This window comes from Paenibacillus sp. J22P169 (assembly GCF_059691995.1).
The window spans coordinates 109,424-133,310 of sequence record NZ_JCAUAO010000002.1 but is presented as its reverse complement, the minus strand read 5'-3'; the positions used below and the strand labels follow the sequence as shown (position 1 = coordinate 133,310).

Sequence of the window (23,887 nt, the reverse complement as noted above, 5' to 3'; positions counted from 1 at the left end):
ATAGAAAAATGACTATGCTGACGGTTTTATGATCCTTTTGAGTAGAAAAAAGTTAAAGCAGTCATCACAGGGGAATTTCTGCGACAACTGCTCTAAGAGATTACATTTATTAATCATTCGAATTTCCTATCCACTGCTAAATCCCACACATCTAACCCTTCCATACAAGCTCCACCTTCTCTAGCAAAAAGCTTAATACCAAGGCTATCTCTTTTCGGATAGATGCGGTTCGTAATTGTTTTGATTCCGTTATTCGCGAACAGTTCAACCGAAGAGCGATCCACAAAAAGCTGCAGCCTGATGCTGCCATCCTCCAACGGAGCTACTTGCACTTCACTCACACCCGAATCACCTGCACCCGAATGAGTACGATCAACACGAAGAGTCCCCTCTGCCACCGAGTAGGACACCTCTGTGTACTCGGCGCCATCCTCTGAGCATCGAAGTTGAAGTCCGAACGCTCCCTCCGATTCTGCCGTGTTAAATACCGCAATAATCTCAAGTTGATCCCCTTGAACACCCACTATTGATATAATTTCTCCTGCTTCAATTCTCCGCCTATTCAACCGGATATGCGCCTTACGTAGCATAAGCAATTCCGCCACAGGCTGCATCCGCAGCTTGCCATCATCCGCAAGTGTCAGCTCGCGTGGAAGGGTGAATGCCCCCATCCAACCATGTTCTTGCTCTGGCATTTGAGCTCCCCAAATGTTCATCCAGCCGATCAGGATGCGCCGTCCCTTCCCGTCCACCATGGTTTGCGGTGCATAGAAATCGAACCCATAATCCAGCCGCTCTGCATAATTATAATCGAATTTCCCCGTTTCATAGCTTAGCTTGCCCATAAGATACATCGTCTTTGTTGCACCCATATTCATCGGTGAAATGATAAGTACATGCTCATCACCTAGTGGAAATAAGTCAGGACACTCCCACATATCCCCCATCGTCCCATCGCTTTCCGCCGTGACACCTAGATAGTACCATGACAAAAGATCAGATGATGTGTACATTAATGCTTTGCCTAGGCCATCCTTGCCGTAACCGAGCACCATGTACCACTGACCCTCATGCTGCCAAACTTTCGGATCCCGGAAGCCGAAACTGCCATCCTCAGGTGCACTGGCAATTACAGGATTAGCCTCTGATTTTCTAAAAGTAATCCCATCCTTGCTCGACGCAATGCACTGAACCTCCATCGGCGTCCGCCCATCCACATGCCCCGTGTAGACTACGGTAAGAACACCTTTATCATCGACTGCGCTCCCCGACCAACAGCCATAGCCGCCAGTTTTGCCACTGTCGTACTCTTCTGAAGGCGCCAATGCAATAGGAAGATGCTCCCAGTTAACTAAATCCTTGCTTTTGGCATGCCCCCAGTGCATCGGTCCCCATTTGGACTCGTAGGGGTAATGTTGATAAAAGACATGGTACTCATCGTTCCAATAAATCAGTCCGTTAGGATCATTCATCCAGCCTGCCGGAGGCATAAAATGATAGCCAAGCCTAAAGTTATCATCCACGACCAACTCGGCGGCCTGTTCTAATACTTGATTTGCTTGTTTCACATAGTCCATGTGGAGCTGATTACCCTGCTTCTGAGCTTGTTCCGATTCTCTCTGGTTACTCATCCTAATTTATCCCCCTCGTTTTTACGCCACAACTTCTATACATTTGATTTATGTCCATCACGCATTAACGATTGAATTTGCTCTATCGTACCCAGCGATGGAATCGCACCCTTCCTAGTTGTCGCCAGCGCCCCTGCCGCATTTGCACAACGCAATACGACTTGGAGATCCTCTTCCTGCCAATCCTGCAGTGGCTTCCCCATCTCCAGAACCTCATATAACAATGTGCCGAAAAAGGCATCCCCAGCACCAGTCGTATCCACGGTCTGAACATAGTAGCTCTCTACCTTGCCCCACCAATCCTTCATCCGATAAAAAGAACCAGCCCTTCCTGCTGTAACCAAAAGCAAGCTAATCCCATAATGATCAACCAGCTGTCTCGCTGCTTTCTCAAGTTCCTGCTCATCCGTTAAGAAGGCAAGCTCCTCCTCAGAAACCTTGACTATATCCGCTTGGCTTAAACCAACATGAATAGTCTCAAGCGCATGCTCCTCATCTCGCCACAACGAAGGCCGCCAGTTCGGATCATAAGAAATAAGCGCACCATGCTCCTTTGCAATCTGAACAGCCTTCAAAGTCGCTGTGTTCGCAGGCTCTGCCGTCATTGAAATCGACCCAAAGTGAAAAATTCGCGTCTCCCCCAGCATCGCCGTGTTGATCTCATCCGCTCTTAACAACTGATCCGCACCAGGATTCCTAGCGAAATGAAATGACCTCTCGCCTTCTGCATTCAGCTGAACGAAAGCCATCGTCGTATGACATTCATCCGTCTTAACTAACCCATGAATTGACACACCCATGTCGAGCAAAGCTTCTCGCAAATACAAACCAAACGGGTCGCTGCCCACCTTACCGATGAACCCTGTTTTCTTGCCTAGCTTCGCCAATGCAGCTACCACATTCACCGGTGCTCCTCCCGGATTACGTTCAAACAACGGCTGTCCCGATTCAGAACGACCATTTGGAGTGAAATCAATCAAGTACTCCCCAAGCGCAACTACATCGTAATTCATGCCATAAACTCCTTTCTTTTTACACTAACAAGTTAACCCTTAATTCCTGACATCGTAATCCCTTGAATATAGTAGCGTTGCAAAAATAGAAATAGCAGTAAAATCGGAACGGTAGACAACGTATTCGCCGCCAACACCTTGGACCAATCCGTCCCCTCATTCGAGGAAAACGTGGAGATCCCGACTTGGATCATCTGCATTTTCTGATCATTGATCACAATGAGCGGCCACAGATAAGAGTCCCAGTTCCCTAGGAAGGTCATCAGTCCTAGCGTAATTAATGCAGGCACGGCGGCCGGAAGTACAATGGCTACAAAAGTTCGCGGCAAACTCGCTCCATCAATACGGGCGGCCTCCATCATTTCGTTCGGAACCTCAGCGAAAAATTGGCGCAGCATAAAGATGCCGAACACGGATAACATCGAAGGTATAATCAGTGCTTTGTACGAGTTTAACCAGCCCAAATCATGCATCAATAAATAGTTAGGTACGAGCGTGACCTCACCTGGAATAACCATAGCCGACATAAATAAGGCAAATACGATTGTTTTGAAAGGAAATCTAAGCTTCGCGAACGCAAATGCCGCCATTGAATTGATGATCAGCACCAGCATCGTTACGATCGAAGCCACGAGCAATGTATTCCAGATATAGCGTAGGAACGGATTTCGCGTATTGAAGATAACGTTATGAAAGTTCTTCCATGTCCATTCTACGGGCACGATTAAGTGAATATTCAGCGATGTGTATTTGAAAAGCTCCTGGTATGGCCGAAAAGCGCCAGTAACCATCCATAGGATCGGAGCGACAGAAATTAGAGCGATCACAACCATCACGATTATGGTGACAATGTTCGTTAACCTTTTCACAGCGAGTCCCTCCTAGATGTTAATCATTATCTTTACTAAATAGCTTCATTTGAACCAGCGAAATCGTCAGTACAATCGCGAAGAGTACAAAAGCCGCCGCTGTCGCGTACCCCATCCTCATTTGCGTGAAAGCCTGCTTATAAATATAGAAAACTACTGTCTCCGTTGAGCTATTGGGTCCGCCATTAGTCAGTACGAAGACTAATCCGGAGAGCTTGATCGCATCGATCGTCGTCATGATGACCACGAAGGCCATCGTCCGATTAAGCAGCGGAAGTGTGATTTTGACAAACTGCTGAATCCGCGATGCGCCATCCACTCTGGCCGCTTCATAGAGATCCGGTGAAATATTGTTTAACCCTGCTAGGAAAATAATCATAAAGAACCCAGCGCCCTTCCAAATACCGAGCACAATAATACCGTTCATCGCGCTTTTCGGGTCGGATAGAAAACTTGTGACTGGCAAATGAAGCGCTTTGAGCACACTGTTCAGGAGGCCGAACTCTTTGTTATAAATGAGCTTAAACACCGTAGCCGCCACCGCTGTCGATACAATAACTGGGATAAAATAAAGTGTTCGGAACAACCCGGCTGTCGTGGTTTTCTTCTGAATTAACAAGGCAAGCCCAAGGGCTATGCTCGTTTGAATCGGAATCACGATAGCTGCAAAATAAAAAGAATGCTTCAAGCTATTAAAGAAGGCTCGATCCTTCATGAGGTGCGCATAATTGTCCATACCGACGAACACATCACCTGCGCCGACTAAGGAATAATTTTTGAAACTGATCAGAAAAGCTTGCAGCATAGGATAGAACACGAAGACTAGCAGCAAGGCTATCGCCGGGAAAATAAACCAGAAGGCCGTTGCCTGCTCATGCTTGCGAAAGCTTTGCGTTTTTGGTTTGACTAATCTAATAGTTTTCATTGTTTCAACAGTATCTACAGTAGCCACCTACCCTCACTCCAATCCACTCTATTACTTGCCAGCAAAAACATAAACTTGAAGGCTCGACACGACATTCCCATCCTGGCTAGTCGCCTTGATCTCGGCCTGACCAGCCTTGATACCCTTAACCTGTGCACCATTCTTTGTTGCAGATACCGTCGCGATTCCATCGTCACTAGACATCCACTTCAACTCCTGTGGCCCGCTGAGCGGAACTACAGAAACTTCTATAGACTGGCTACCGTTCACAGGTACATCAAGCGTAGTTTTGTTCAGGACTACTCTTTGTTGTGTGGTACTATTCACATCTTCCTTACGCCATACTGTCCCCATGGGATAAAACTGCGCTTTATCTAGCGTGACGTTGCCTTCGGACACGGTCAGTTCCAGCCGATTGCTCGTAGGATCCGGGAAGATAAGGCTGGATACCACAGCTTCACCATCATTGGCAAATACCTCAAGGCTGCTTTCATCTACGAAAAAGCGGAGCTTCAGCTTGCCATCCCTCAGTTTCAGCGGCGCCGACATTTGCTCGGCGAATCCCTTCTCGAATGAGGTGAAGCCCGAATGGATCCGGTCTATCGTTAGCTTTTCTGTCTCAGCATCGTAGCTAACTTTCGTTGCTTGATCGGTTCCTTTGCGCAGCTGGAATTCCATCTTGCTATTCGGCTGAACGGAGAGCTCCGATATTAATTCATACGAAGTTCCTTTTAGAGCATCAAAAGGATTAACTCCTGCTGTTATCTGCTGCTTGATCACCATCACTTCTTTACCGCGCAGCATCTGCAATTCCTTGATCGGCTCCTGAATCAAGCGTAAGCCTTTATTCGGAATATTCTTCAATCCAAGCTCTCGCGGGATAGACATATTGCCTTTCCAAGCCCCCGTCGGCATCGCGAACGGATAACGCCAGTTGGACATCCATCCTAGCCAGATGCGACGCCCGTCTTTGGAAGGAATGTCCGAGTAGGATACTGCGGCATAGAAGTCCTTCCCATAATCCGTCCAAAGTACATCTGACGGTGGATTATCATTCTTGAACGTCTGCCCGTCAAACGTGCCGACGAAGTATTGCGCAGTGGAGCCTTTGGTCGTGTTGTTACTGCCGACACTTAGGGTTAGCACCCACTTCTTCGATTTCGTACCTTCAACCGGCAGTTCGAACAAGTCTGGACACTCCCAAACCGCTGCGTGCGAGCCTTGATCGCTTCCGAACTCACTCGCGAACTTCCACATTTTCAAATCCGGCGAAATATAGAATTGAACACGGTTGTCTGCTGACACCACCATAACCCATGATTTCGTCTTTTCATGCCAGATCACTTTGGGATCACGAAAATCCTTCAAGCCAGCATTCAGAATCACCGGATTTCCTTCATATTTCGTCCATGTCCGGCCTTTATCCGTACTGTAAGCAATGCTCTGCGACTGCAGCCCTCTTTTGAAATGCGTGAATATCGCCACCAGCCCCGCCTTACCGCCAAAGAATCCGCTCGAATCCTTCGCATCGACAACTGCGCTGCCCGACCAGATCTCACCGAGTGAATCCCGCGCTAACGCAACCGGAAGGTGCTCCCAGTGAATCAAGTCCCGACTTACCGCGTGGCCCCATTGGCCGCTATTTTGATAGAATTGATGATATTCCCCTTCAAAATACACCATCCCGTTTGGGTCGCTCATATTGCCAGTCTCCGGTGATAAGTGATATTGCGGGCGAAACTTTTCCGTATAATAAGTCGGATCCTTCGCATAAGAGAATGCTGTTTCCTCCGCTGAGTCCTTCGATTTACCATCACCTGTTACCAAAGACGTCACTCCCCAACCCATAAGTATGATCGCGGCGCTACCTGCCACCCATAACCCTAATTTCTTCAGCATGGTTCCTCCTTCTACTCGTTGTCTATTTTGATGTATCGCTATTGTACCGAGTCAGAGAGAAGAATGATTTCAATATTATTGGGAGTTTGCTTTTAAAATGATTTGCAGGTCGTGACGAGTCTTACCACGTCAACAATTTTTAAGAAAACACTCTTACATGCAAAAACAAAGGAGCTGCGCAAACACTACGTAGCTCCTTTGTTTTTCAAATATTCGCTTTTTCTAGAAATTTCATATGAGTGTCAGCTAGTATAAAAAGCCTATATTTATATGTGATCAGTTCGTTCGATAAAGCTCCTCACGATACTCCTTCGGTCCCTTCCCATAAAACTTCTTAAAAGCCGTACTAAAGTAACTCGAACTGGAGTACCCAACCAACGTAGCGATATCCGTCAGCTTGAGCTCACTTTCTTTGAGCAAAACCGCAGCCCTGTTCAATCGCAACTTCGTGACATAATCACTAAAAGTCATCCCCACATGCTGCTTAAACAGTCCTGACAAGTACGTTTCATTGAGATGAAACATAGCTGCAAGCGATGCTAACGTGAGCTCATAGGAATAATTTTCATCCACATAGTTACGTATAGCTTCCATCATTTGCTGACCGCTCGAGAACCTGGTTTTCCTCACTTCCTCCATGACCAGTTCTGCCATATCATGTAGCTGCCCCAACACCTGCTCCCTGGAGGAGTAGTCTCGCACGGTCATTTGGCAGTTCCACAGGTAGCTCTGCAGAGACGCATCTCCAAGTTCAAATTTCTTCGCAATGGCAGTAAACAAGAGAATAATGCGTAACGTCAAAAAGGTGAATACAAACATCGGCGTATCTCGATCCGTAGAAAAAATGCTGTGCAGTTGCTTCATAAATGATGCCATATCGAGATTTTCGATGGTTTGCATCAGTTTTCTCTCCACATCGGGGGAAAAGGTATGCGTCATGGCGAGCATGTTCCGATGCAGCTCGGCCTTATCAGAATGGATCGTGCTTTGGCTCCAGGCCAGCATGCTTGATGCGTATCCATCTTTGAGCTGCCTCAAACCGTTAATGGGCTCTCCGATGCCGAGTACGCTGTCTACTTTGAGGTAGCTTTGGATATCCCGCTTCAGTTTACGCACGAAGTTAGCCAAGAAGCGGTCATGCTCGACATTTTGAACCAAAATAACAAAATGTATCATCGCCGGATGACTCATAGCGTAGAAGGAATAGATATGCTCCCACTTCTGGGCAGACTCCCGGCAAAGCATCTGAAAAGCTAGGTAGAGTAAGTCTTTCCGTTCACTCCAATCATCCAATCTCCCTGGTGGAATTCGCATCTCGACCGTGACAAACTGAACATACACATTATCAACTGCTAAAGCGGATAACTGCAACTGCTCCATTCGTTCCTTCATAGAAGACGCGCTGAACCATTCATCCTTAACCAGTTGCCAGAGAAGTTGCTCCTGCATTATTTTTAGTTGTTGGTGATTTTTGATTTCCTCTTGATCCTGTTCCCACATGCGATTGCGATCCTCTTCCAACTCTGTGGCAAGCTTGCCAAGAAGTGCGGCTAGTTCACTGCGAACCACGGGTTTGAGCAGATAATCCTTCACACCCAGTTGAATCGCGGCCTTCATATATTCAAAATCCGAGTAACCCGAAAGCACAATGATGCGAAGTGAAGGGTACTTTTCCTTGCATGCACTAACAAAAGCAATCCCGTCCATTTGAGGCATGCGCACATCGGTAATGATAACATCCGGCAACGCGTGATCCTCTAGAAGCTGCAGAGCTTCCAGACCATTCGCCGCTTCAAGCGCGATTTCGAATCCTGCGGATGTCCAATCAATTTTGGCTTTGATACTGTTACGAACGCCGACCTCATCATCAATCAGCATGATTCTGTACATCTCGGTTGTCAGCTCCTTATCAGTGGCAGAATTAAGCTCAATTCTGTCCCTTCCCCCAGCTTAGAATGCAGCTCTAAATGAAATTGTTCCCCATAATTTAACCGACATCGTGATAACACATTTCGAAGCCCGATACTCTGCCCCTCTGTACTTAGAATCGCCACGGAATCACCTGAATTGAGCTCGTCGAGTAGATTGTGTACTAAATCAGGGGACATGCCAATGCCATTATCCTTCACGGTTATCAGCAGTTTATCCTCCTGCAGCTGCGTCATCAATGTAACCCGTGCTACGCAATCCTTCTCCAAGCTGTACTTCACGGCATTTTCCACCAGGGGTTGAATGATAAATTTGGCAATCACAAAATGATCTGCCGCGGAATCTTCCTCGATCACTACCTGCAATCGCTCCTCATGTCTCAAATGGAGAATGAACAAATAATCCCTAATATAAGCCATTTCCTCCGTCACTCGAACCAAATCACTTCCTAGGTTGAGCGAGTATCTCATCATTTTGCCCAAAGCTTCTGTCGCATCCATCACAAGGTCTTCCCGTTTCATAGCCGCCAGCCCGCTTATGATTTCAAGCGTATTATTATAGAAATGCGGATTAATTTGCAGCAGCAGTGCCTTGTATTCAGCATTTTTCCTACGTAAGTTCGTCTCGAACTCCGTCTCGATCAAATAGCGCAACCTATGGGTCATCTGCTTGAAAACAGCTGTCACATAGTTCACTTCACTGTGGCCCTCGCCTACCTTCGGCATTACGTGTAGCGCTTGATGGAACTCCCCACGCTCTACATGCTTCATTGCCCTCCCCATCACACTAAGCGGCTTGGTAATGCCTGCAGATAACCAAAATGCCGTCAGAATCGCAACAATCAGCAACAATACCGTTACGACGAGCATAGTTTGACGAATGTGTGTGATTTTTTCATACAATTCAGCCTCAGGAACACTTCCGACAATCGTCCAATTCTGAGCAGTCAGCTTACGGAAAAAGAGTAGATTCGTCTCTCCCTTAACATCCATTGGAAAGATGCCACTAGCATCCCCATCAAAACGGGCATCGATTTGCTGGAGCCCCTTTCCCAGCATGTCCCCATCTTCGGACAGGTTTTGATCCAGCACACTTTTGCCCTCATGCGTCAGCAAAACTACCTTCCCCGTCTTCCCCACATGGATCTTTTCAATGGCATTGCGAAGCAGCGTTGTCGGATAATTCACCTTGATAAAGCCCATATTTCTCAGTGACTGCAGCTGCACAAGTGGAAAAAGAAAGCTATTAATCGACCTCACTCGCATAAATTCATCCGACTGATCGACATCCTTGTGTGCGGTAGTCCAACGCTTGTTTTCTGTTATAAAAGCCTGAAACCACTCACTGTTCTTGTACGATTTGTCCTGTGTCCACACGCCGCCTGCATCCTCAGCAAACGCACTCAGAGATATTCCGCTTGAGTTGTTTACTGCATAGGACGAGAAATATTCTCGCAGTCGCTGCTTTACGAGAACCCGTTCCTGAATCGTACTATCCGGATTTAAATGTACGGTAAGCCAATCCTGCGTGGTTCGAGAGCTCATCACTTGATTGCCTGTATCCTCGACCTGCGTAAGCAGCGTCCCCACATGGGAGGCAAACTGCTCAATGGTTTGAGACGTTGAAGCTTCGATCGACGACTTGATCGTTTTGGTCGCTTCCTCACTAAGTATATAGGCCAATGTGGCAAAAGGGAGGAGCAGCAGAACCGAGAAAATCGCCATTAAACGGCTCCTCAATGAGAAAAACATGATATCCCCCCGTTATGTTTAATTCTATCTATCATACGACAAAGAGACGATCATCGAAATGATTCGTCTCACTTATCTGGATCTGCTTACTTTTTTTGTTGTGCTAGGACATCTGCATAAGCCTTATCAATGGTCGTAATGGCTTCTGCGATCGAAGCATCGATATTGCGTTTACCAATCGTGACGTCCTCAAACATTTTGTTCACAGCATCCGACATTTGAGGAAAGATCGGCGTGATAGGACGCGGTCTGCCGTACTTCTGATTTTGAACCACGAAGATATTCTTCGGATACTCATTCAGTTCTGGGAACGCCTTCGCTGATGAATAACGGGCTGGAATATCCTTCGTCATTCCAGCGTATGTTTTCTGTCCTTCTTCTCCAGTTACCCAGTTGATGAACTTCCAAGCTTCATCAGGATGCTTACTTTTCCCGGAAATACCAAGGGCCCAGCTGCCATTGGCTACGGCTTGTGTCGTTCCTTTTGGCAAAGGAGCAATATCATAGTCTTCTCCCAGCTTGAAATTTGGGAATTTCTCCTTCAAATTAGCCAGAGACCACGAGCCATCAATCGTAATTGCCAGTTTACCGTTCGGGAATGGATCTGGTGGATACTCGAGCGCAGATACCTTATCTTTGTTATATAGATCGGAGAAGAACTGAACGGCTTTTTTCGTTTGTGGCGAATCTAGGTAGCCTTTGGACGTTTTACCATCAGGGCTCATGATCTCGCCGCCCAGCTGCCAAATGATCGGATACTTGAAGTACGCTGTACCACCCGCGTTGCCAAAACCTTGCGCAGGGTCGATTCCGAAGATGCCATTTGCTGGATCATTAACTTTTTTTGCAGCATCCAGAACTTGATCCCATGTCCATGGCTCGTCTGGGTTTTTGGAAGGAAGTGGAATGCCTTTTGATTGGAAAAGCTTTTTGTTGTAGAACATTGCAATGGAAGATTCGGTTAGCGGCGCCATGTAGATTTCATTTTGATACGTGTAGGTCGCAAGTGTTGATTTCGGAACATCATCCATATTGCCGTCTGCTTTGAAGTAGGCAGTTAATGGTTTAAGTGCTCCAGCGTTTGCATACGAACCGACGGTTGGTGCGTCTAGCGCCATGATGTCCGGTGGACTTCCTGAAGCGATGGATACACGTAATTTCGTGTCATAATCCGAGTATGGAATCGGTGTCATTTCCACGGAAATATTCGGATACTTCTGCATAAAAGATGCCACTAACTTGTCGTAAGCCGCATTCTCCGTATCGTTCCCCGAGTTTCTCCAGAAGGTGAGTTTTACTTTCTCTTCTTTTTTCACAGATGCATCTGTTTGACTAGGTACTGATGATGATGATGAAGTACTTGCTGTGCTTCCACTATCGCTCTGTGAAGAACATCCTGCCAACAAACCACCAACTACGATAGCGCTTACGACTGTTTGACTAATCTTTTTCATACGATTGTTGCCCCTCTCGTTATCTGTTGTTGTTCTTGACATTATCTTATCAAAGGGGCTCGAACATTAAATTCAAAATGCTCTGCTTCTAACTTATAAAATTATCATGCTGGGCGATGAAAGTAAAAAAGGGGGAAACCTTAACCTGCAAAACAGATCACATTTTGATAATAAGACATAAAATTATGTATTAAAAACACACAGAACAGGATGGATATAGCGGTATAGAACAAACACAAACCCGGAAGTCCATGAACATATGGACTTCCGGGTTTGTTGCTTTGTGTCTAGGCTTCGCGTTTGGCCAACAACGGGAACAGGGGCCCTTTGACAGGCTGGTCTTTCTCCAGATTCAACCCGTTCGTAACGGTATGGGCTTTGCCGCTAAATGTGATACCATCTGGCATATAGATAATAGCTAAAGCTCGTCTTGGTCTGTCGGTCTCGTTCTTATGGGCGTAGTGAAACGTTAAGCCGTTGTGGAAGGTGCAGCTGCCCGCCTTCAACGGTACAACAACAGGCTTCCGATCGTCCAATTGCCCGCCTTCCACATAATCGAAAATGTCTTGGGGATTCGCTAAATCAATACTGGTTAATTTCCCAAGTGTATGCGATTTAGGTATAAAGGCCATGCAGCCGTTGTGCTCGTTCACGTCGTCTAAGGCTATCCAGATGGACATCATCCCTTTTTCGGCCTCATTGACTGGCCAGTAAGGCGTATCTTGGTGCCAAGGCGTCGGCTTGGAATCGTTGGGCATTTTCCACAGTCCATGGTCATGGAAAAAGCGAATTTCATTAGAGCCCGTCAAGGCTAACGCAGACTCCGCAAATCTTTCATGAAAGCTGAATTTCCCCATGCCGGCATGATCTCTCCACGTATTTACTTTCTGATTTAATACCCGGTAGTATAAACCGTCCTGCTTATCAGTTTTAACCGAACGATCGCTGTCCGTCTGCATGGCTTCCTCCAGATATTCGCGAAGCAGTTCCAACTCTTCGGCAGTAAGCATGTTCTCGACTTTAACGAAGCCATTCTCCCGATAGAATGAAATATGCTCACCTGTAATTGGTGTATTAACGCTCATTGTTTATTTCCTCCTTGGTGGTGGTATAGTTCAATTCTACAAGGGGATGAAGCCAGGGAGAATGAAGAGACTTCGGAACTTTATGTAAAAAAGTCGAATGGGAAAATACCGAATTATTATGAAGAAAACATTATTAAAACTGCTCTATTGTTGCTATGATTAGACTATAGAAAATCGAGAACATGGGGTTGATAGGAATGGCAAACGCTTATCGGATCGACTACAAAACGTTATCCCCTTACGTTAGATACGTTCACGAGGTCGTTATTCCACAGGGAGCTCACCTTTCGGAAAGATATATTTATGACCACGAGTTTATCTATGTCGTTAGCGGCTCAGGCCGGCTCAGAATCGAAAGCAACGAATATGCGATGGATCCTGGCGCCTTATTGTATATTCGTCCACACAAATTAAACGAAATGTTCGTAAACGACAATGAATCCATGCAATGCTTCGCTGTCCACTTTGACTATGTGTTTCTAGGCGAAGCAGCTGATTTCTCTCCCTACTCCGTTTATTTAGGTCAAAAGCAGAACGAGGGAATGCCTGATGCTAAATGGTTGCAAGCTAGACCGAATGCTGAACTCGTCGAGTTAGAAATTCCGGAACACTTGATACCTAAACGCATCCATCCGTTTCATGAAGCTTTTAGCGAATTAACCTTTCAATTTCAAGAATCAAGAGCTGACTCACAAATCTGGTTGAAGTCTTCCTTTTTACGCTTATTGGGACTTGTCCATCAGGAGCTCACAACGAAAGAAGGCATATGGATCGATCACTCCCATGCTGATATGATGTTGGATGCCATACAATTCATGCAACAGCAGTATAAGAAGAAAATCGATTTGCCTGAATTAGCCGCAAGGGCTAACTTGTCACCTAAATATTTCGGCACTTTATTTAAACAGGCGACAGGACAATCTGTATCGCAATACTTGTTGCGGTTGAGGATGGAGGAAGCCAAACGATTGCTTAGACTGAACAAGTTCACGATTGAAGAGATCGCTGATCAGGTCGGAATCGGTGATCTTTTCTACTTCAGCAAGCTGTTCAAAAAAACGGAAGGATTGTCACCGAAGAAATATGCCGATTCGTTGAATTCCCGTCATTATATTAGTGAGACTTTCTAAAGACATAGAAGGGGCTTGGTCCGAGTTATGAACCAAGCCCCATATTTATATAGCCAAGCTTACGGTTAACGCCGCAGCAAATCTGGCGGCTCAAACATGCCGTAATCGATAAAGTCGAATCGCTTCGCTGGCGGCGGCCCATACCGAGGTGCCTTCTTCCACATGATGGGCCATGCGGAGTTACGGGGGATATCGGTATCATGATGTGGGCCTAGCACGTTTTTGAGCGAGCCGATGATGATGATGTCCAACTCGTTATCGCCGTCAGACAACAACTCCGAGAGATCGAGCTCTTGTCCGTTGCCGATGCCAATAGCTGTCGTCTCCTCAACCAGCTCCTACGAGAGCACAAAAGACGGCTGGGGCAAGTCGAAAACAAACGACGATCAGCGCTATTCCGTTATTTTCAAATCCGCAGGTTGGTCGAGTTCCAGCAATACGGGAAGCAACCACAACGAGTCGATTACGTTCGATCTTGGAGCCACTCAGATCGTGGGCGAAGTCAACCTTTTCCCTCGCAACGATGCTGGAAATGTCGGGCAAGGGTTCCCGAACGATTTCACGATCCAAACGGCCACCAACCCAGGAGCTCCTTGGACAACGGTTGTCACCAAAACCGGTTATGCCATGCCTGGCAATACCGGCCAATGGTTCGCCTTTACACCCGTGTCAGCGCGTTATGTCAAAGTAGAAGGCACGAACCTGCGCAGAATGACGACGGAAGCTGGTCAGCCTTATCGCATGCAGCTCGCCGAAGTAGAAATATATGCATCGCCTGACTTTGGGAAGGGCGCGTAGGTTTCCGCAACGAGCTCCGTTGAAAACGCGGATTGGGGAGCAGACAAAATAAAGGATGGCTTGCGAAAGTCAGTCCCCGGGAGAATAGGCTGGACCAGCAACAACAACCTGACCTCTAATCATACGGAGTCTGTTACGCTAGATTTGGGAACAAACCGCGCTGTCGAAAGGGTCGATCTCTATCCACGCAGTGATTTCGGGAATATCGGTTCCGGCTTCCCCCTCAACTTCACCGTTCAGGTTGCGGCTTTAGCAGGCGGACCTTGGACCACGGTCGTGACACAAACAGGCTACGCGATGCCGAACCACCTAGCGCAAAGCTTCTCGTTCACGCCGCAGACGGCCCGTTATGTCAAGGTAGAAGGCACTTCGCTTCGGCAAATTACGACGGAGGCCGGACAGCCATACCGCATGCAGTTCGCGGAGATTGAAGTGCACTAAACAGCGAGAAGAATGCAAATAGCCAGTTTAATTGAAGGTTACAATTTCACCTCCAATTAAGCTGGCTTTAGATTTAACTCTTCCTTACTTCCAATACCTTCTAGATACGCAATGCTCTTTGATCAACTTAAATGTGCTCAAGTCAACAATCTCAATACATTTTATGGTTTCTGGGGAATGTATCATCTGATGGTTTCCAGCGTAAATACCTACATGGTGAATTGCTCCCTTTCCTTCTTCATGAGCAAAAAAGAGCAAATCTCCCGGTTCCAGCTGTTCCTTGTCAACAAGAGTTCCTTTCTTTGCTTGGTCAGAGGCATCTCTTGGAATTAAAATCCCAAAATATCTATGCATGGCATAAACAAAACCGGAGCAGTCATAGCCGAAAGAGGACATTCCTCCCCATAAATAGGGCAGATCGAGGAACCTCCTCCCCTGCTCCACGATCCCCCGTCCGATGTGAGCTTCTCCAACTTTGGTAGCTAAGGGACCATCGATCAAGCGAATATCATCTGCTTTTAAATACCCGATCCCCTCTGGAGTCTTCACTTTCACCCATTCTACATTTTCCTCCAGGACAGGAAGAGAGGTTAGATAGCTCAACTCGATCAACAGTTCGGACGGATTCTTATACAACCATGCTTTATCGGAGATCACTTCCGCTCTCTTCAATCCAAGAGGGGATTCCTCCTCTACAACTAGCTGGCAGCTTGGTACCCAGCCAGGATATCCCAAAGCGTCCTTACGTGTTCCCTGCTGAGGGATATGCACCTTGCTCCAACCATCTCGTTCTTCCACGACAAGTACAGAGGAACCATAAAGTATTTGTGTTTGAACCCGGTTCGCTAGACACAAATCCAGTTTTTCTCTAAGCGTCATGTTGCCCAGCCATTCTCTTATTTCGGCTGGATACCTCAATGCAGGCTCATCCATAGGCCTTGGAGATTCCGGCTTCGTCCATACCGTTGCGACAGAGACAACAACCGTCATTCGTTTAGGCGTGCTCATGAACCCACTACACTTTGGCTGTGGATCACGTCAAAAATACCAAGTCCCGCAGCTTTTGGAAAAGTCATGACCCTTCCGTCATACTGTACACCGCCAACCACAATATCTTGAAGCATCATTAACGGAGCATCGAAATCACAACGGGTAATATTTTTCTTACTAGCAGCAAAATGAGCTGCAGCTGTTACGGCCACACGGGATTCGATCATGCTGCCCATCATGCACTCAACACCGAACTCTTCCGCGATTTGATTAATGATTTGTGCTTTGTATATACCGCCGGATTTCATCAGTTTGATATTAATCAGGTCGGCTGCGCGACTTCTCAACACCTCAAAGGCTTGAATGGGAGTAAACACACTCTCATCCGCCATTATGGGAGTTTCCACATGATCTGTAACCATTTTTAACCCTTCGATATCGAAAGCTTTCACTGGCTGCTCGACCAGTTCAATATCAAGTCCTAAATCCTCCATACGACGGATCGTCCGAATAGCATCCTTTACCTGCCACCCTTGATTCGCATCTATGCGAATTTTCACGCTGTTTCCCACGCATCGGCGGATTTCCATCATTCTTGCGATATCCTCTTGGATATTATCCTTGCCAACTTTAATTTTCAGAACATTGAAGCCTTCTTGCACATAACGAATCGCGTCTTCTCCCATTTCCTTTGGCGAATTGACGCTGACCGTGAAGTCCGTTTCAATCTGATCCTTATATCCTCCAAGGAACTGGTACAAGGGTAAACCACAGTACTGTGCAACCAGATCGTATATAGCCATATCTACTGCCGCTTTAGCACTGCTGCTCCCAATCATCGATTGATGGATTTCCTGCAGAATGCGTTCGTAAGCCAGCAAGTTTTTTCCAATCAATAAAGGGGTGAAGGTATTTACGATTGCCGACTCGATACTATCCAAGCTGTCGCCAGTTATGACAATGGTCGCCGGCGCCTCTCCCCAACCGACTCTGCCGTCGTTGGTCTTGATCCGAACAATAATAGACTCCGTTTTATACACGGTTCGCAGTGCTGTTTTAAACGGCTTTTTGAGCGGAGTCGACTGCCTCATTACTTCAACACTTTGAATCATGTTCATATTGGTTGCCTCCATAGCTCTTTAAACTTATGCTTCTAAACCGGGTTCCGTACATGCCAGCAACTTCTCGTAGGTGTTCATTCTTGCTCCTATGCCAATTGGAACCGCAATATTCGGAGAGCAGTGGCCTATTTTGAATCCCGAGAGCGTCGGCTTCCTCGCGGAAACGATGTGATCGTTAAAAATCTCCTCTAAAGTAAGCGACAAAATACGTGTATTCGGCACACAATTATTAAAATCACATATAAGGATTCCAGCCGCGTCGGCAAATTTCCCAGCGAGCTTGAGTTGATTTAACATTCGATCCAACCTGTAGGGCTCTTCGTCGATATCTTCAATAAATAGAAGTTTCCCCCTCGTATCCAGCTCATAAGGCGTTCCTAGTGTACTTACAATTAAAGAGATGTTCCCACCGACTAGAGGTCCGAAGGCTTCACCTTCCACTAAAGTTTGAAGAGGGGATATTTCTTCGGTATAGCGCAGAACCGCCGGACGGATAAGTGTATCATAATTTTGAACGGTTAACGGGTGCACATTTTCTTTGCCCAAATCGATCAACATAGGTCCGTGAAAAGTAACCAATCCCGCGAAACTTCCTATCGCCGCATGCAAAAAAGTAATATCACTATAGCCCCAGAAAATCTTCGGGTTGGCCCGAATGAGATCATAGTCGAGCCTATCCGCAATTCTTCCAGTGCCGTATCCGCCTCTTGCACAGATGATCGCTTTGATGTCCGGATCGGCGAACATGGCATTCAATTCTTGGGCCCGTTCCTCGTCAGTTCCCGAAAGATAACCGTGCTGCTTGGTTATGGTATCTCCCAGCCAAACATTAAGTCCTAGTTTTTCCAGAAAATAAGCAGCCGCTTTAATCTGCTCTCTATCCCCGGGACTCGCCGGAGCTGTAATGCCTACCGTATCCCCGGGGCGTAATCGCCGTGGTTTTATAAGCTGGGCCATCCTGAACGTTCCTTTCCTGTTAGAAAAAAGGGGAAGCCCCCTAATAGGTGCACACCCCTCTTTTGATAAAGCTTATTTCAAGCCCAATCGACCGATAGGCTTATCTCCCCTTCAATTTTGAAAAAATTCGATTATGATGACTTCTTCGCCATTGTTTGATTTGAAGGCTAACGGTCGGGTTCACCCGATTGGTTAAAGTAATCAGTGTAGCCTGACGAAGCGGATCTTGCCATATCGAGGTACCGGTAAATCCTGTATGGCCAGATGCTTCGGGCGAAACCAGATCGCCTCCGGTACATCCGGATATGACCGCACTCATAGTGCCACCCGTCGGCGACACCTCCCAACCGAGCCCTCTCTGAATCGAAGAAAATGTACTTGTATGAGAACGGGTTGCAAAATTGCGAAGCACGGGATCGATAAATCCGGTTTCCGTTTTCCCGGTCCAAATCTTCATATAGTTCTGCAGATCTGAAATGCTCGAGAATAAACCAGCATGTCCGCTCACCCCGTCCAGGCCGTAATAGGCGTTACCGTCATGCACGGTTCCGCAAATCACTCCTTGCCGCCAAGGAAATGTATGGACTCGACGATCTAAATGCTGATAGGCGTTGTCCTGAGTAATCATCCCGCGTTCAAACATGTTCCCATCTTCCGTTGGAGCGATGTTCGAAGCTAGAATTGGATGCTGTTCCAGTGGTTTATAAGAAGCTGTAGCCATGCCATTGGCTTGGAATAACATTCTCCTCGCAAGTTGATCGAGTGGCTCATCCCAGACCTTTTCTATAATAAAGCCTAGCAGTATAAATCCTAAATCGCTGTAAATAACCTGACTTCCCGGTGTGCCGACCAATGCTTCTTCAGCTATCAAGCGGAGATAAGACTCCCTACCATTACCTTGTAGGTAAAATGGTCTCCATCCGGGTAATCCCGAAGTATGGGTCAGAAGATGGTACAAAGTAATCTGCTTCTTAACTTCGGCATCCTGTCCTTCTGAGAGCTCGGGAAGGTAGGTCAAGATCGGGTCGTTCAAAGACAAACGCCCCGCCTGCACGCTGCGTAAAATAAGCGGCAGCGCTACAACCACCTTCGTTAGTGAAGCCAGATCATAGAGGGTATCTTGACTAACAGGTTTATCTTTACGACCGGCTTCCATAGTGCCTCTAGCAATAACAATGGGAGGATGTTTGCCTACTTCCAAACTGCAGATTCCCCCCGGGAAAATGCCCTCTAGGATTCCCTGCTCTAGACTTACGGAGATTTCGTCAACGATAGCCTCAATTGGACATGCAGCATCCTGTTTACTCATTCATTTGGCCTCCGCTTAGTTTTTAATGAAACCCGCCAATGTCTGCAAATCTTGGACAGCATAATCGGGACTCACAGCATCTTTCGGAATTGTCGATGAACCGCTTGGTCCGTACAGCCAAATCGTTTTCATCCCAGCCGAGCGACCTCCGGCAATGTCCGTATAGAGATTGTCGCCAACCATCACACAAGCTTTAGAACCCTGAATCCCGCACTTTTCCATAGTGAGTTGGAACATGTATGGCGCCGGTTTACCGAAGTAATCGACCTTATTACGCGTAATAGCCTCCACCGGAGCATATAAGGCTCCCGTTTCCAGCACTTTCTGCCCCCTGTTCCCTGGATGGGTCAGATCGGGATTGGTTGCTAGCAGCGGCGTACCACGATCTGCTTCCTCTACAAGGAATTGAAGCTTTTTGTAATCGAACTCGGTATCCCTACCAATGACAACCATCTGTGCCTGAGTCGAACTGTCTAAAGGAAGCACATCATGCCCATACTGCTCTAAAGCTGCATGCAGCGACTGACTGCCGATTACTTTCAGTGTCTTTTTTCCATATACTTTTACCAGATGTAGGCCTACAAGCTCAGTTGCAGTCATTACATATTCCGGCCGGACCTCCAGCCCCATTCTAGATAAGCGAGCCGCTACTTGTACGCCCGAATCGGTTGAGTTATTCGTCACATACCTTATTTGTTTCTTTTTCTCTTCCAGAAAATGAAGCAGCTCTTTGGCTCCACCTGCTAACCTATCGCTAAAATAGATGCACCCGTCCAGATCGAAAAAAACGGCTTCCGCTTTGAGCAACGCTTCACATGCACCCGAAACTACCTGAAGGTCAAGCTTTTGGTCCTGCATGGAACACTTCCTCTCGTTCCAGTTGTAGATTTCTCCCGTCAGCGTCCGGTAAATTAATTCCGAACCAACCTGCAATCGTAGGTGCTGTATCCACAATGTTGATTTCCGGCAGCGTCAGACCTTGACCTATCCCAGGTCCGGCAGCTACGAACATCGCTTTCATCGCATCACGATCGGAAAAATAACCGTGCATTCCGGTGAATTTTGCCCGTTCCACCGTGACATCATTGCCTTTGTGCCCAAAGTTAACGAAACAATCCAGTTCCATTTCAAACACAAAATCAGGTTTAAATCGGGCATGCTCTTCACCGACAGGAAGCCCCCATAAGGCGAAGTCTTCATCAGACTCGAGCAATCTCACCACTCCCTTAGTCTCCCCAATCAGCGAACGCACTTTTGAGCGAAGTACTTCACGCATTTCTGGATCCTGTTCCAACAAGTAGGCGTATCCGCTTCCACCGTTGGAGACCGCCATTACCTTGCTCTGCTCCGGGTGCTCTTCATCGAATAAGCCATGCTGCTTAAACAAAACGTTAGGATAAAATGTCCAAAGCGCATCAGAAAAGCCATGATCGGACAATACAACCACGTAAGTATCCTCTAAGCGGCCCATCTCTTCCAGTTCCTTAATAAGCTCTCCGATGCGTTCGTCCGTATATGTTAGTGACCAGTCAAGTTCTGGAGAGTTCGTTCCGTAGTCGTGCTGATAGCTGTCCGGAAGCAGGTAATGAACGAGCAGAAGATTTGGAGAATGTTTACGAATAATATGCTTGGCCACCTCGGTCGTCAGCCAATCCTGCATCTGTCCACGTGCATGGTCTTTGCTCCAAGGCCCGTAACTTTGCATGGGAAGTCCAAGGTCTACTAATTCCTTCCATAATTCTGGCGTACTGCCTGCTTCCATTAACTCTTGTTCGTAGCATTCCGGAATGACGAAATCAAGACTCTTGGCGCCAAACGTCTTGGGCCAACAAATCGCTGCAGTCGTCCCGCCCAGCTTTTTCACTGCATCATAAATCGTCTCACTATGAACCGATTCTTCCTTCGGGTACATGCGTTCCCCAAAATGCTCTCCAACCGAATTGGTTTCTCTGTCAATGACCCAATTCCCCAACACGCCATGTTTACGGGGATCCGTACCGCATGCGAGACTTGTATGAATCGCCCAGGTAGCAGTTGGAGTAATACTTCTCATTCTAGCTTTTGCACCTCGCTCCGCAAGCTTTTTCAAGTTGGGCATCGGTACATTATCCCGATTCCAGCTGTTAAAGGACAATCCATCAATGCTTATCACTAATACCGTAGGTAGTTGATCTTTCACTTGTTCCGACATTGTTGCTTCCTCCCAATAAAAAATTATTTAAGATTACTCAAATTCACGGGGGTGGCGACGCCTGAGTTCAGATACAGCATGTCCCCTACCAGTTAGCTCCAGCCTCTCCGAGTAAGCCCTTAAATACCCTTTCGCGTGAAAAGGGCCTCCTTCTTTCATTACCGTCCACAATGGATCCGTATCGAACGGCATTGACTTCATCATGTCATCATGCCATTGATTCAAGTAATACACCGCATCCTTACAGATATGCCTATTTTGTGAAGCTATATTGTTCTGTTCCAATGGATCCTCGCGTAAATGAAATAGCATCTCTTCGTCAAATAGGTGATAGCCGTCATGATAGGTGCGTATATACAGCCAATCTCCGAACCGGACGCTTCTTTGACAGACGTGCGCACATTGGGAAACAACCAGATACTCACGTCCGCTGGAAGAAGACGATTCCTCCTTCAGTACAGATGCATAGCTCTGTCCGTCCCAGCTTGAAGCTGGAGGTTTTTGAAACAGATCGGCTAACGTCGGCAATAAATCCAAATGATAGTGCAAACCCTCATTAACAAGTCCCTCAGGGGCATTAGGCCATCGGATGATCATAGGGATACGGCAAGTACCCTGATCGGCAGTTCCGTGTTCTCCGTAAATGCCTAGTTGGCCCATGTTTTCTCCATGGTCGGAGGTGATGATGATCACTAGGTCCTCCAGAACGCCTTTGGAAGCCAGAGATTGAAACAACAGGCCGATATGATCGTCCATATGGCGAATCCCGCAATCATATCCATCGATCATCATTTTCATGCTGTCCATATCGGTAATTTCGCCTGGGTAACGCGGGTATTGCGGGTACGTATGATTGTCAAACATATTGATTTCATGAACGCTGTGGGGTCCGACTTTCTCCTTGTTGCGCTGAAGCATATCTTCTGTGCACCAATCGGGCAATGGCTCATCCTTAAAAGGATTACCAAAGCTTTCCGGTGCGCGATATGGCGTATGCGGGTCCCAATAATTCACATATAGGAACCAATTGTCTTCCTCACCATTCTGTTCAATCCACTTTAAGACGGAGGGAGTCACCTCTTCTGCGGACTCCATCCCTCTTCTTCCGGTGTTGTGCATTTCGTTGAACCCTGCATAGAACGACCAGGAAGCATGCCTTTCGGCAAAGGGACTAATCAGAGTCGTTTTTAATCCGACAGTACGCAAAAATGCGGGCAAGCTGTCTTTGGACAGCTGATCGCGGAATCCACGCTCAGCCCCTTCATAACGGACATCTGCCGCAGTTCCGCCGTGGCCAACGACTCCGTTATGAATACCGAATCGTCCCGTCATCAGTGCCGTTCTGGAAGGGAAGCAGGGAGCATCCGATGTATAGTAATTCGTGAATCGGATTCCTTGATTAGCTATTGAGTCTATATTGGGAGAGGTGTTACGACGATAGCCGTAACAGCCCAAATGTTCAGGATTTAACGAATCTAGATCTAGCAGCAAAATTCGCATAATAACTACAACCTCCTATGAATTAACCTTTTACTGAACCGAGAAGCATCCCCTTGTTGAAGTATTTTTGCATGAAAGGGTAAACAATCAGCAACGGGAGCGCCGTCAAGATGACTGCAGCCATTTTAACAGCCGGTCCGAATTCAAAACTTCCTGCTTGGTTCTCCATGCTCGATTCCGATACGATCAGCATCTGTCTCAGAAACACTTGCAGCGGCCATTTCGAAGAATCATTGATATACAAGATGGCTAAGAAATAAGTGTTCCAATTATGCACCGCATAAAACAGTGTGAAAGTAGCAATGGCAGGCATCGACAGTGGTATGACAATCGTCCAGAATAGGCGCAGTTCACTACAACCATCGATTTTAGCTGCTTCTTCGAGTTCGGGCGGAATGTTCTGAAAGAAACTACGCATCACAATTAAGTTGAAGGGTGCGATGGCTCCAACAAGAAATAAAGACCAATAGCTGTCGAGCAAGTGAAGTTCTCGTACGACCAGATAAGTGGGGATCATCCCCCCGCTGAATAGCATCGTGAACAATACAATAAAATTCAGTGTTCTGCGTCCCTTCAACCACGTTTTGGATAGCCCATAAGCCATCAAGCTGGTAAACACAATATTAATTAGTGTGCCTACCACCGTAATGGTAACGGAATTAGAAAAGGCAGTTTTAAAATTCTCGTTGCTGAGCAAATAACCGTAGGCATCAATCACCCACTCGTGCGGAATAAGAAAAAAACCTCTGGTTGCAATTTCGTGTTTGCTTGAAAAAGAACTGATCAGCACATAAAGAAGTGGAAGCAGTATCAGGATTAATGTAACACCCAGTAAGCCGTAAACGAGAGTGGTGAACAAAGCGTTCTTGCCCCGTGCATCGAATTTACGCATCA

General features: G+C 46.8%; 20 protein-coding genes and 1 pseudogene. 3 read left to right on the top strand and 18 right to left on the bottom strand.

Annotated features, from left to right (window positions below):
- Positions 1–113: 113 nt before the first annotated feature.
- From AC58QG_RS15140 to AC58QG_RS15100, 9 genes are all read right to left on the bottom strand, one after another.
- On the bottom strand, positions 114–1,631 hold the full coding sequence (locus AC58QG_RS15140) for a glycoside hydrolase family 32 protein (protein ID WP_497362955.1): 1,518 nt from the start codon (positions 1,629–1,631) through the stop codon (positions 114–116).
- Positions 1,632–1,666: 35 nt separating this feature from the next.
- The gene (locus tag AC58QG_RS15135) at positions 1,667–2,644 is read right to left on the bottom strand and encodes a PfkB family carbohydrate kinase (RefSeq protein ID WP_497362954.1); all 978 of its coding nucleotides are present in this window, start codon (positions 2,642–2,644) and stop codon (positions 1,667–1,669) included.
- A gap of 32 nt (positions 2,645–2,676) precedes the next feature.
- Positions 2,677–3,513 (bottom strand): carbohydrate ABC transporter permease, encoded by an 837-nt coding sequence (locus AC58QG_RS15130; protein WP_497362953.1) that lies wholly within the window; start codon positions 3,511–3,513, stop codon positions 2,677–2,679.
- A 19-nt stretch (positions 3,514–3,532) separates the two neighbouring features.
- A complete protein-coding gene (locus AC58QG_RS15125) occupies positions 3,533–4,438 on the bottom strand; it encodes a carbohydrate ABC transporter permease (protein ID WP_497362952.1) in 906 nt (301 codons plus the stop codon).
- A 51-nt stretch (positions 4,439–4,489) separates the two neighbouring features.
- Positions 4,490–6,337, bottom strand: a complete 1,848-nt coding sequence (locus AC58QG_RS15120; RefSeq protein WP_497362951.1) for a GH32 C-terminal domain-containing protein — start codon at positions 6,335–6,337, stop codon at positions 4,490–4,492.
- A gap of 276 nt (positions 6,338–6,613) precedes the next feature.
- A complete protein-coding gene (locus tag AC58QG_RS15115; protein ID WP_497362950.1) occupies positions 6,614–8,227 on the bottom strand; it encodes a response regulator transcription factor in 1,614 nt (537 codons plus the stop codon).
- An 8-nt stretch (positions 8,228–8,235) separates the two neighbouring features.
- The gene (locus AC58QG_RS15110; protein WP_497362949.1) at positions 8,236–9,990 is read right to left on the bottom strand and encodes a sensor histidine kinase; all 1,755 of its coding nucleotides are present in this window, start codon (positions 9,988–9,990) and stop codon (positions 8,236–8,238) included.
- A 113-nt stretch (positions 9,991–10,103) separates the two neighbouring features.
- Entirely contained in the window at positions 10,104–11,471 is a 1,368-nt protein-coding gene (locus tag AC58QG_RS15105) for an ABC transporter substrate-binding protein (protein ID WP_497362948.1), read from the bottom strand.
- A 287-nt stretch (positions 11,472–11,758) separates the two neighbouring features.
- Entirely contained in the window at positions 11,759–12,556 is a 798-nt protein-coding gene (locus tag AC58QG_RS15100; RefSeq protein WP_497362947.1) for a phytanoyl-CoA dioxygenase family protein, read from the bottom strand.
- Between the two features lie 197 nt (positions 12,557–12,753).
- Here AC58QG_RS15100 and AC58QG_RS15095 point away from each other — a divergent pair, with 197 nt between their 5' ends.
- A complete protein-coding gene (locus AC58QG_RS15095) occupies positions 12,754–13,686 on the top strand; it encodes an AraC family transcriptional regulator (RefSeq protein ID WP_497362946.1) in 933 nt (310 codons plus the stop codon).
- A gap of 65 nt (positions 13,687–13,751) precedes the next feature.
- On the opposite strand, the gene AC58QG_RS15090 is transcribed toward AC58QG_RS15095, so the two are convergent.
- A complete protein-coding gene (locus AC58QG_RS15090) occupies positions 13,752–13,958 on the bottom strand; it encodes a hypothetical protein (RefSeq protein WP_497362945.1) in 207 nt (68 codons plus the stop codon).
- A gap of 34 nt (positions 13,959–13,992) precedes the next feature.
- Here AC58QG_RS15090 and AC58QG_RS15085 point away from each other — a divergent pair, with 34 nt between their 5' ends.
- Together AC58QG_RS15085 and AC58QG_RS15080 are read left to right on the top strand one after the other, a co-directional pair.
- Positions 13,993–14,484, top strand: coding sequence for a discoidin domain-containing protein (locus tag AC58QG_RS15085; RefSeq protein WP_497363449.1), 492 nt, complete (start codon positions 13,993–13,995; stop codon positions 14,482–14,484).
- Positions 14,485–14,502: 18 nt separating this feature from the next.
- Positions 14,503–14,925, top strand: a pseudogene (locus AC58QG_RS15080) (discoidin domain-containing protein); the annotation flags it as partial.
- Between the two features lie 84 nt (positions 14,926–15,009).
- Here the strand turns inward: AC58QG_RS15080 and AC58QG_RS15075 are convergent.
- The 8 genes from AC58QG_RS15075 to AC58QG_RS15040 form a co-directional block, all read right to left on the bottom strand.
- A complete protein-coding gene (locus AC58QG_RS15075; protein ID WP_497362944.1) occupies positions 15,010–15,933 on the bottom strand; it encodes a C40 family peptidase in 924 nt (307 codons plus the stop codon).
- Positions 15,930–17,033 (bottom strand): dipeptide epimerase, encoded by a 1,104-nt coding sequence (locus tag AC58QG_RS15070; protein ID WP_497362943.1) that lies wholly within the window; start codon positions 17,031–17,033, stop codon positions 15,930–15,932. Before AC58QG_RS15070 ends, AC58QG_RS15075 begins: the two co-directional genes overlap by 4 nt.
- Positions 17,034–17,060: 27 nt before the next feature.
- The gene (locus AC58QG_RS15065) at positions 17,061–17,993 is read right to left on the bottom strand and encodes a S66 peptidase family protein (RefSeq protein WP_497362942.1); all 933 of its coding nucleotides are present in this window, start codon (positions 17,991–17,993) and stop codon (positions 17,061–17,063) included.
- 100 nt (positions 17,994–18,093) lie between these two features.
- Complete coding sequence (locus tag AC58QG_RS15060; protein ID WP_497362941.1) at positions 18,094–19,302, bottom strand: serine hydrolase domain-containing protein; 1,209 nt, start codon at positions 19,300–19,302, stop codon at positions 18,094–18,096.
- Positions 19,303–19,317: 15 nt separating this feature from the next.
- Positions 19,318–20,160 carry an HAD-IIA family hydrolase gene (locus AC58QG_RS15055; protein WP_497362940.1) on the bottom strand — a complete coding sequence of 281 codons (843 nt, stop codon included), beginning with the start codon at positions 20,158–20,160 and terminating at the stop codon, positions 19,318–19,320.
- On the bottom strand, positions 20,141–21,493 hold the full coding sequence (locus tag AC58QG_RS15050) for an alkaline phosphatase family protein (protein ID WP_497362939.1): 1,353 nt from the start codon (positions 21,491–21,493) through the stop codon (positions 20,141–20,143). The genes AC58QG_RS15055 and AC58QG_RS15050 overlap by 20 nt, the downstream gene beginning before the upstream one ends.
- A 33-nt stretch (positions 21,494–21,526) precedes the next feature.
- A complete protein-coding gene (locus tag AC58QG_RS15045) occupies positions 21,527–22,993 on the bottom strand; it encodes a sulfatase family protein (RefSeq protein WP_497362938.1) in 1,467 nt (488 codons plus the stop codon).
- A gap of 22 nt (positions 22,994–23,015) precedes the next feature.
- Positions 23,016–23,885 carry a carbohydrate ABC transporter permease gene (locus AC58QG_RS15040; RefSeq protein ID WP_497363448.1) on the bottom strand — a complete coding sequence of 290 codons (870 nt, stop codon included), beginning with the start codon at positions 23,883–23,885 and terminating at the stop codon, positions 23,016–23,018.
- Between the last annotated feature and the right edge of the window lie 2 nt (positions 23,886–23,887).

Excerpts from the sequence above, each read along its gene's own strand:
- AC58QG_RS15140 (WP_497362955.1), bottom strand. The coding sequence starts at position 1,631 with ATGAGTAACCAGAGAGAATCGGAACAAGCTCAGAAGCAGGGTAATCAG.
- AC58QG_RS15135 (WP_497362954.1), bottom strand. The coding sequence starts at position 2,644 with ATGAATTACGATGTAGTTGCGCTTGGGGAGTACTTGATTGATTTCACT.
- AC58QG_RS15125 (WP_497362952.1), bottom strand. The coding sequence starts at position 4,438 with ATGAAAACTATTAGATTAGTCAAACCAAAAACGCAAAGCTTTCGCAAG.
- AC58QG_RS15120 (WP_497362951.1), bottom strand. The coding sequence starts at position 6,337 with ATGCTGAAGAAATTAGGGTTATGGGTGGCAGGTAGCGCCGCGATCATA.
- AC58QG_RS15115 (WP_497362950.1), bottom strand. The coding sequence starts at position 8,227 with ATGTACAGAATCATGCTGATTGATGATGAGGTCGGCGTTCGTAACAGT.
- AC58QG_RS15110 (WP_497362949.1), bottom strand. The coding sequence starts at position 9,990 with ATGGCGATTTTCTCGGTTCTGCTGCTCCTCCCTTTTGCCACATTGGCC.
- AC58QG_RS15105 (WP_497362948.1), bottom strand. The coding sequence starts at position 11,471 with ATGAAAAAGATTAGTCAAACAGTCGTAAGCGCTATCGTAGTTGGTGGT.
- AC58QG_RS15100 (WP_497362947.1), bottom strand. The coding sequence starts at position 12,556 with ATGAGCGTTAATACACCAATTACAGGTGAGCATATTTCATTCTATCGG.
- AC58QG_RS15095 (WP_497362946.1), top strand. The coding sequence starts at position 12,754 with ATGGCAAACGCTTATCGGATCGACTACAAAACGTTATCCCCTTACGTT.
- AC58QG_RS15085 (WP_497363449.1), top strand. The coding sequence starts at position 13,993 with ATGCCAATAGCTGTCGTCTCCTCAACCAGCTCCTACGAGAGCACAAAA.
- AC58QG_RS15075 (WP_497362944.1), bottom strand. The coding sequence starts at position 15,933 with ATGAGCACGCCTAAACGAATGACGGTTGTTGTCTCTGTCGCAACGGTA.
- AC58QG_RS15070 (WP_497362943.1), bottom strand. The coding sequence starts at position 17,033 with ATGAACATGATTCAAAGTGTTGAAGTAATGAGGCAGTCGACTCCGCTC.
- AC58QG_RS15065 (WP_497362942.1), bottom strand. The coding sequence starts at position 17,993 with ATGGCCCAGCTTATAAAACCACGGCGATTACGCCCCGGGGATACGGTA.
- AC58QG_RS15060 (WP_497362941.1), bottom strand. The coding sequence starts at position 19,302 with ATGAGTAAACAGGATGCTGCATGTCCAATTGAGGCTATCGTTGACGAA.
- AC58QG_RS15055 (WP_497362940.1), bottom strand. The coding sequence starts at position 20,160 with ATGCAGGACCAAAAGCTTGACCTTCAGGTAGTTTCGGGTGCATGTGAA.
- AC58QG_RS15050 (WP_497362939.1), bottom strand. The coding sequence starts at position 21,493 with ATGTCGGAACAAGTGAAAGATCAACTACCTACGGTATTAGTGATAAGC.
- AC58QG_RS15045 (WP_497362938.1), bottom strand. The coding sequence starts at position 22,993 with ATGCGAATTTTGCTGCTAGATCTAGATTCGTTAAATCCTGAACATTTG.
- AC58QG_RS15040 (WP_497363448.1), bottom strand. The coding sequence starts at position 23,885 with ATGCGTAAATTCGATGCACGGGGCAAGAACGCTTTGTTCACCACTCTC.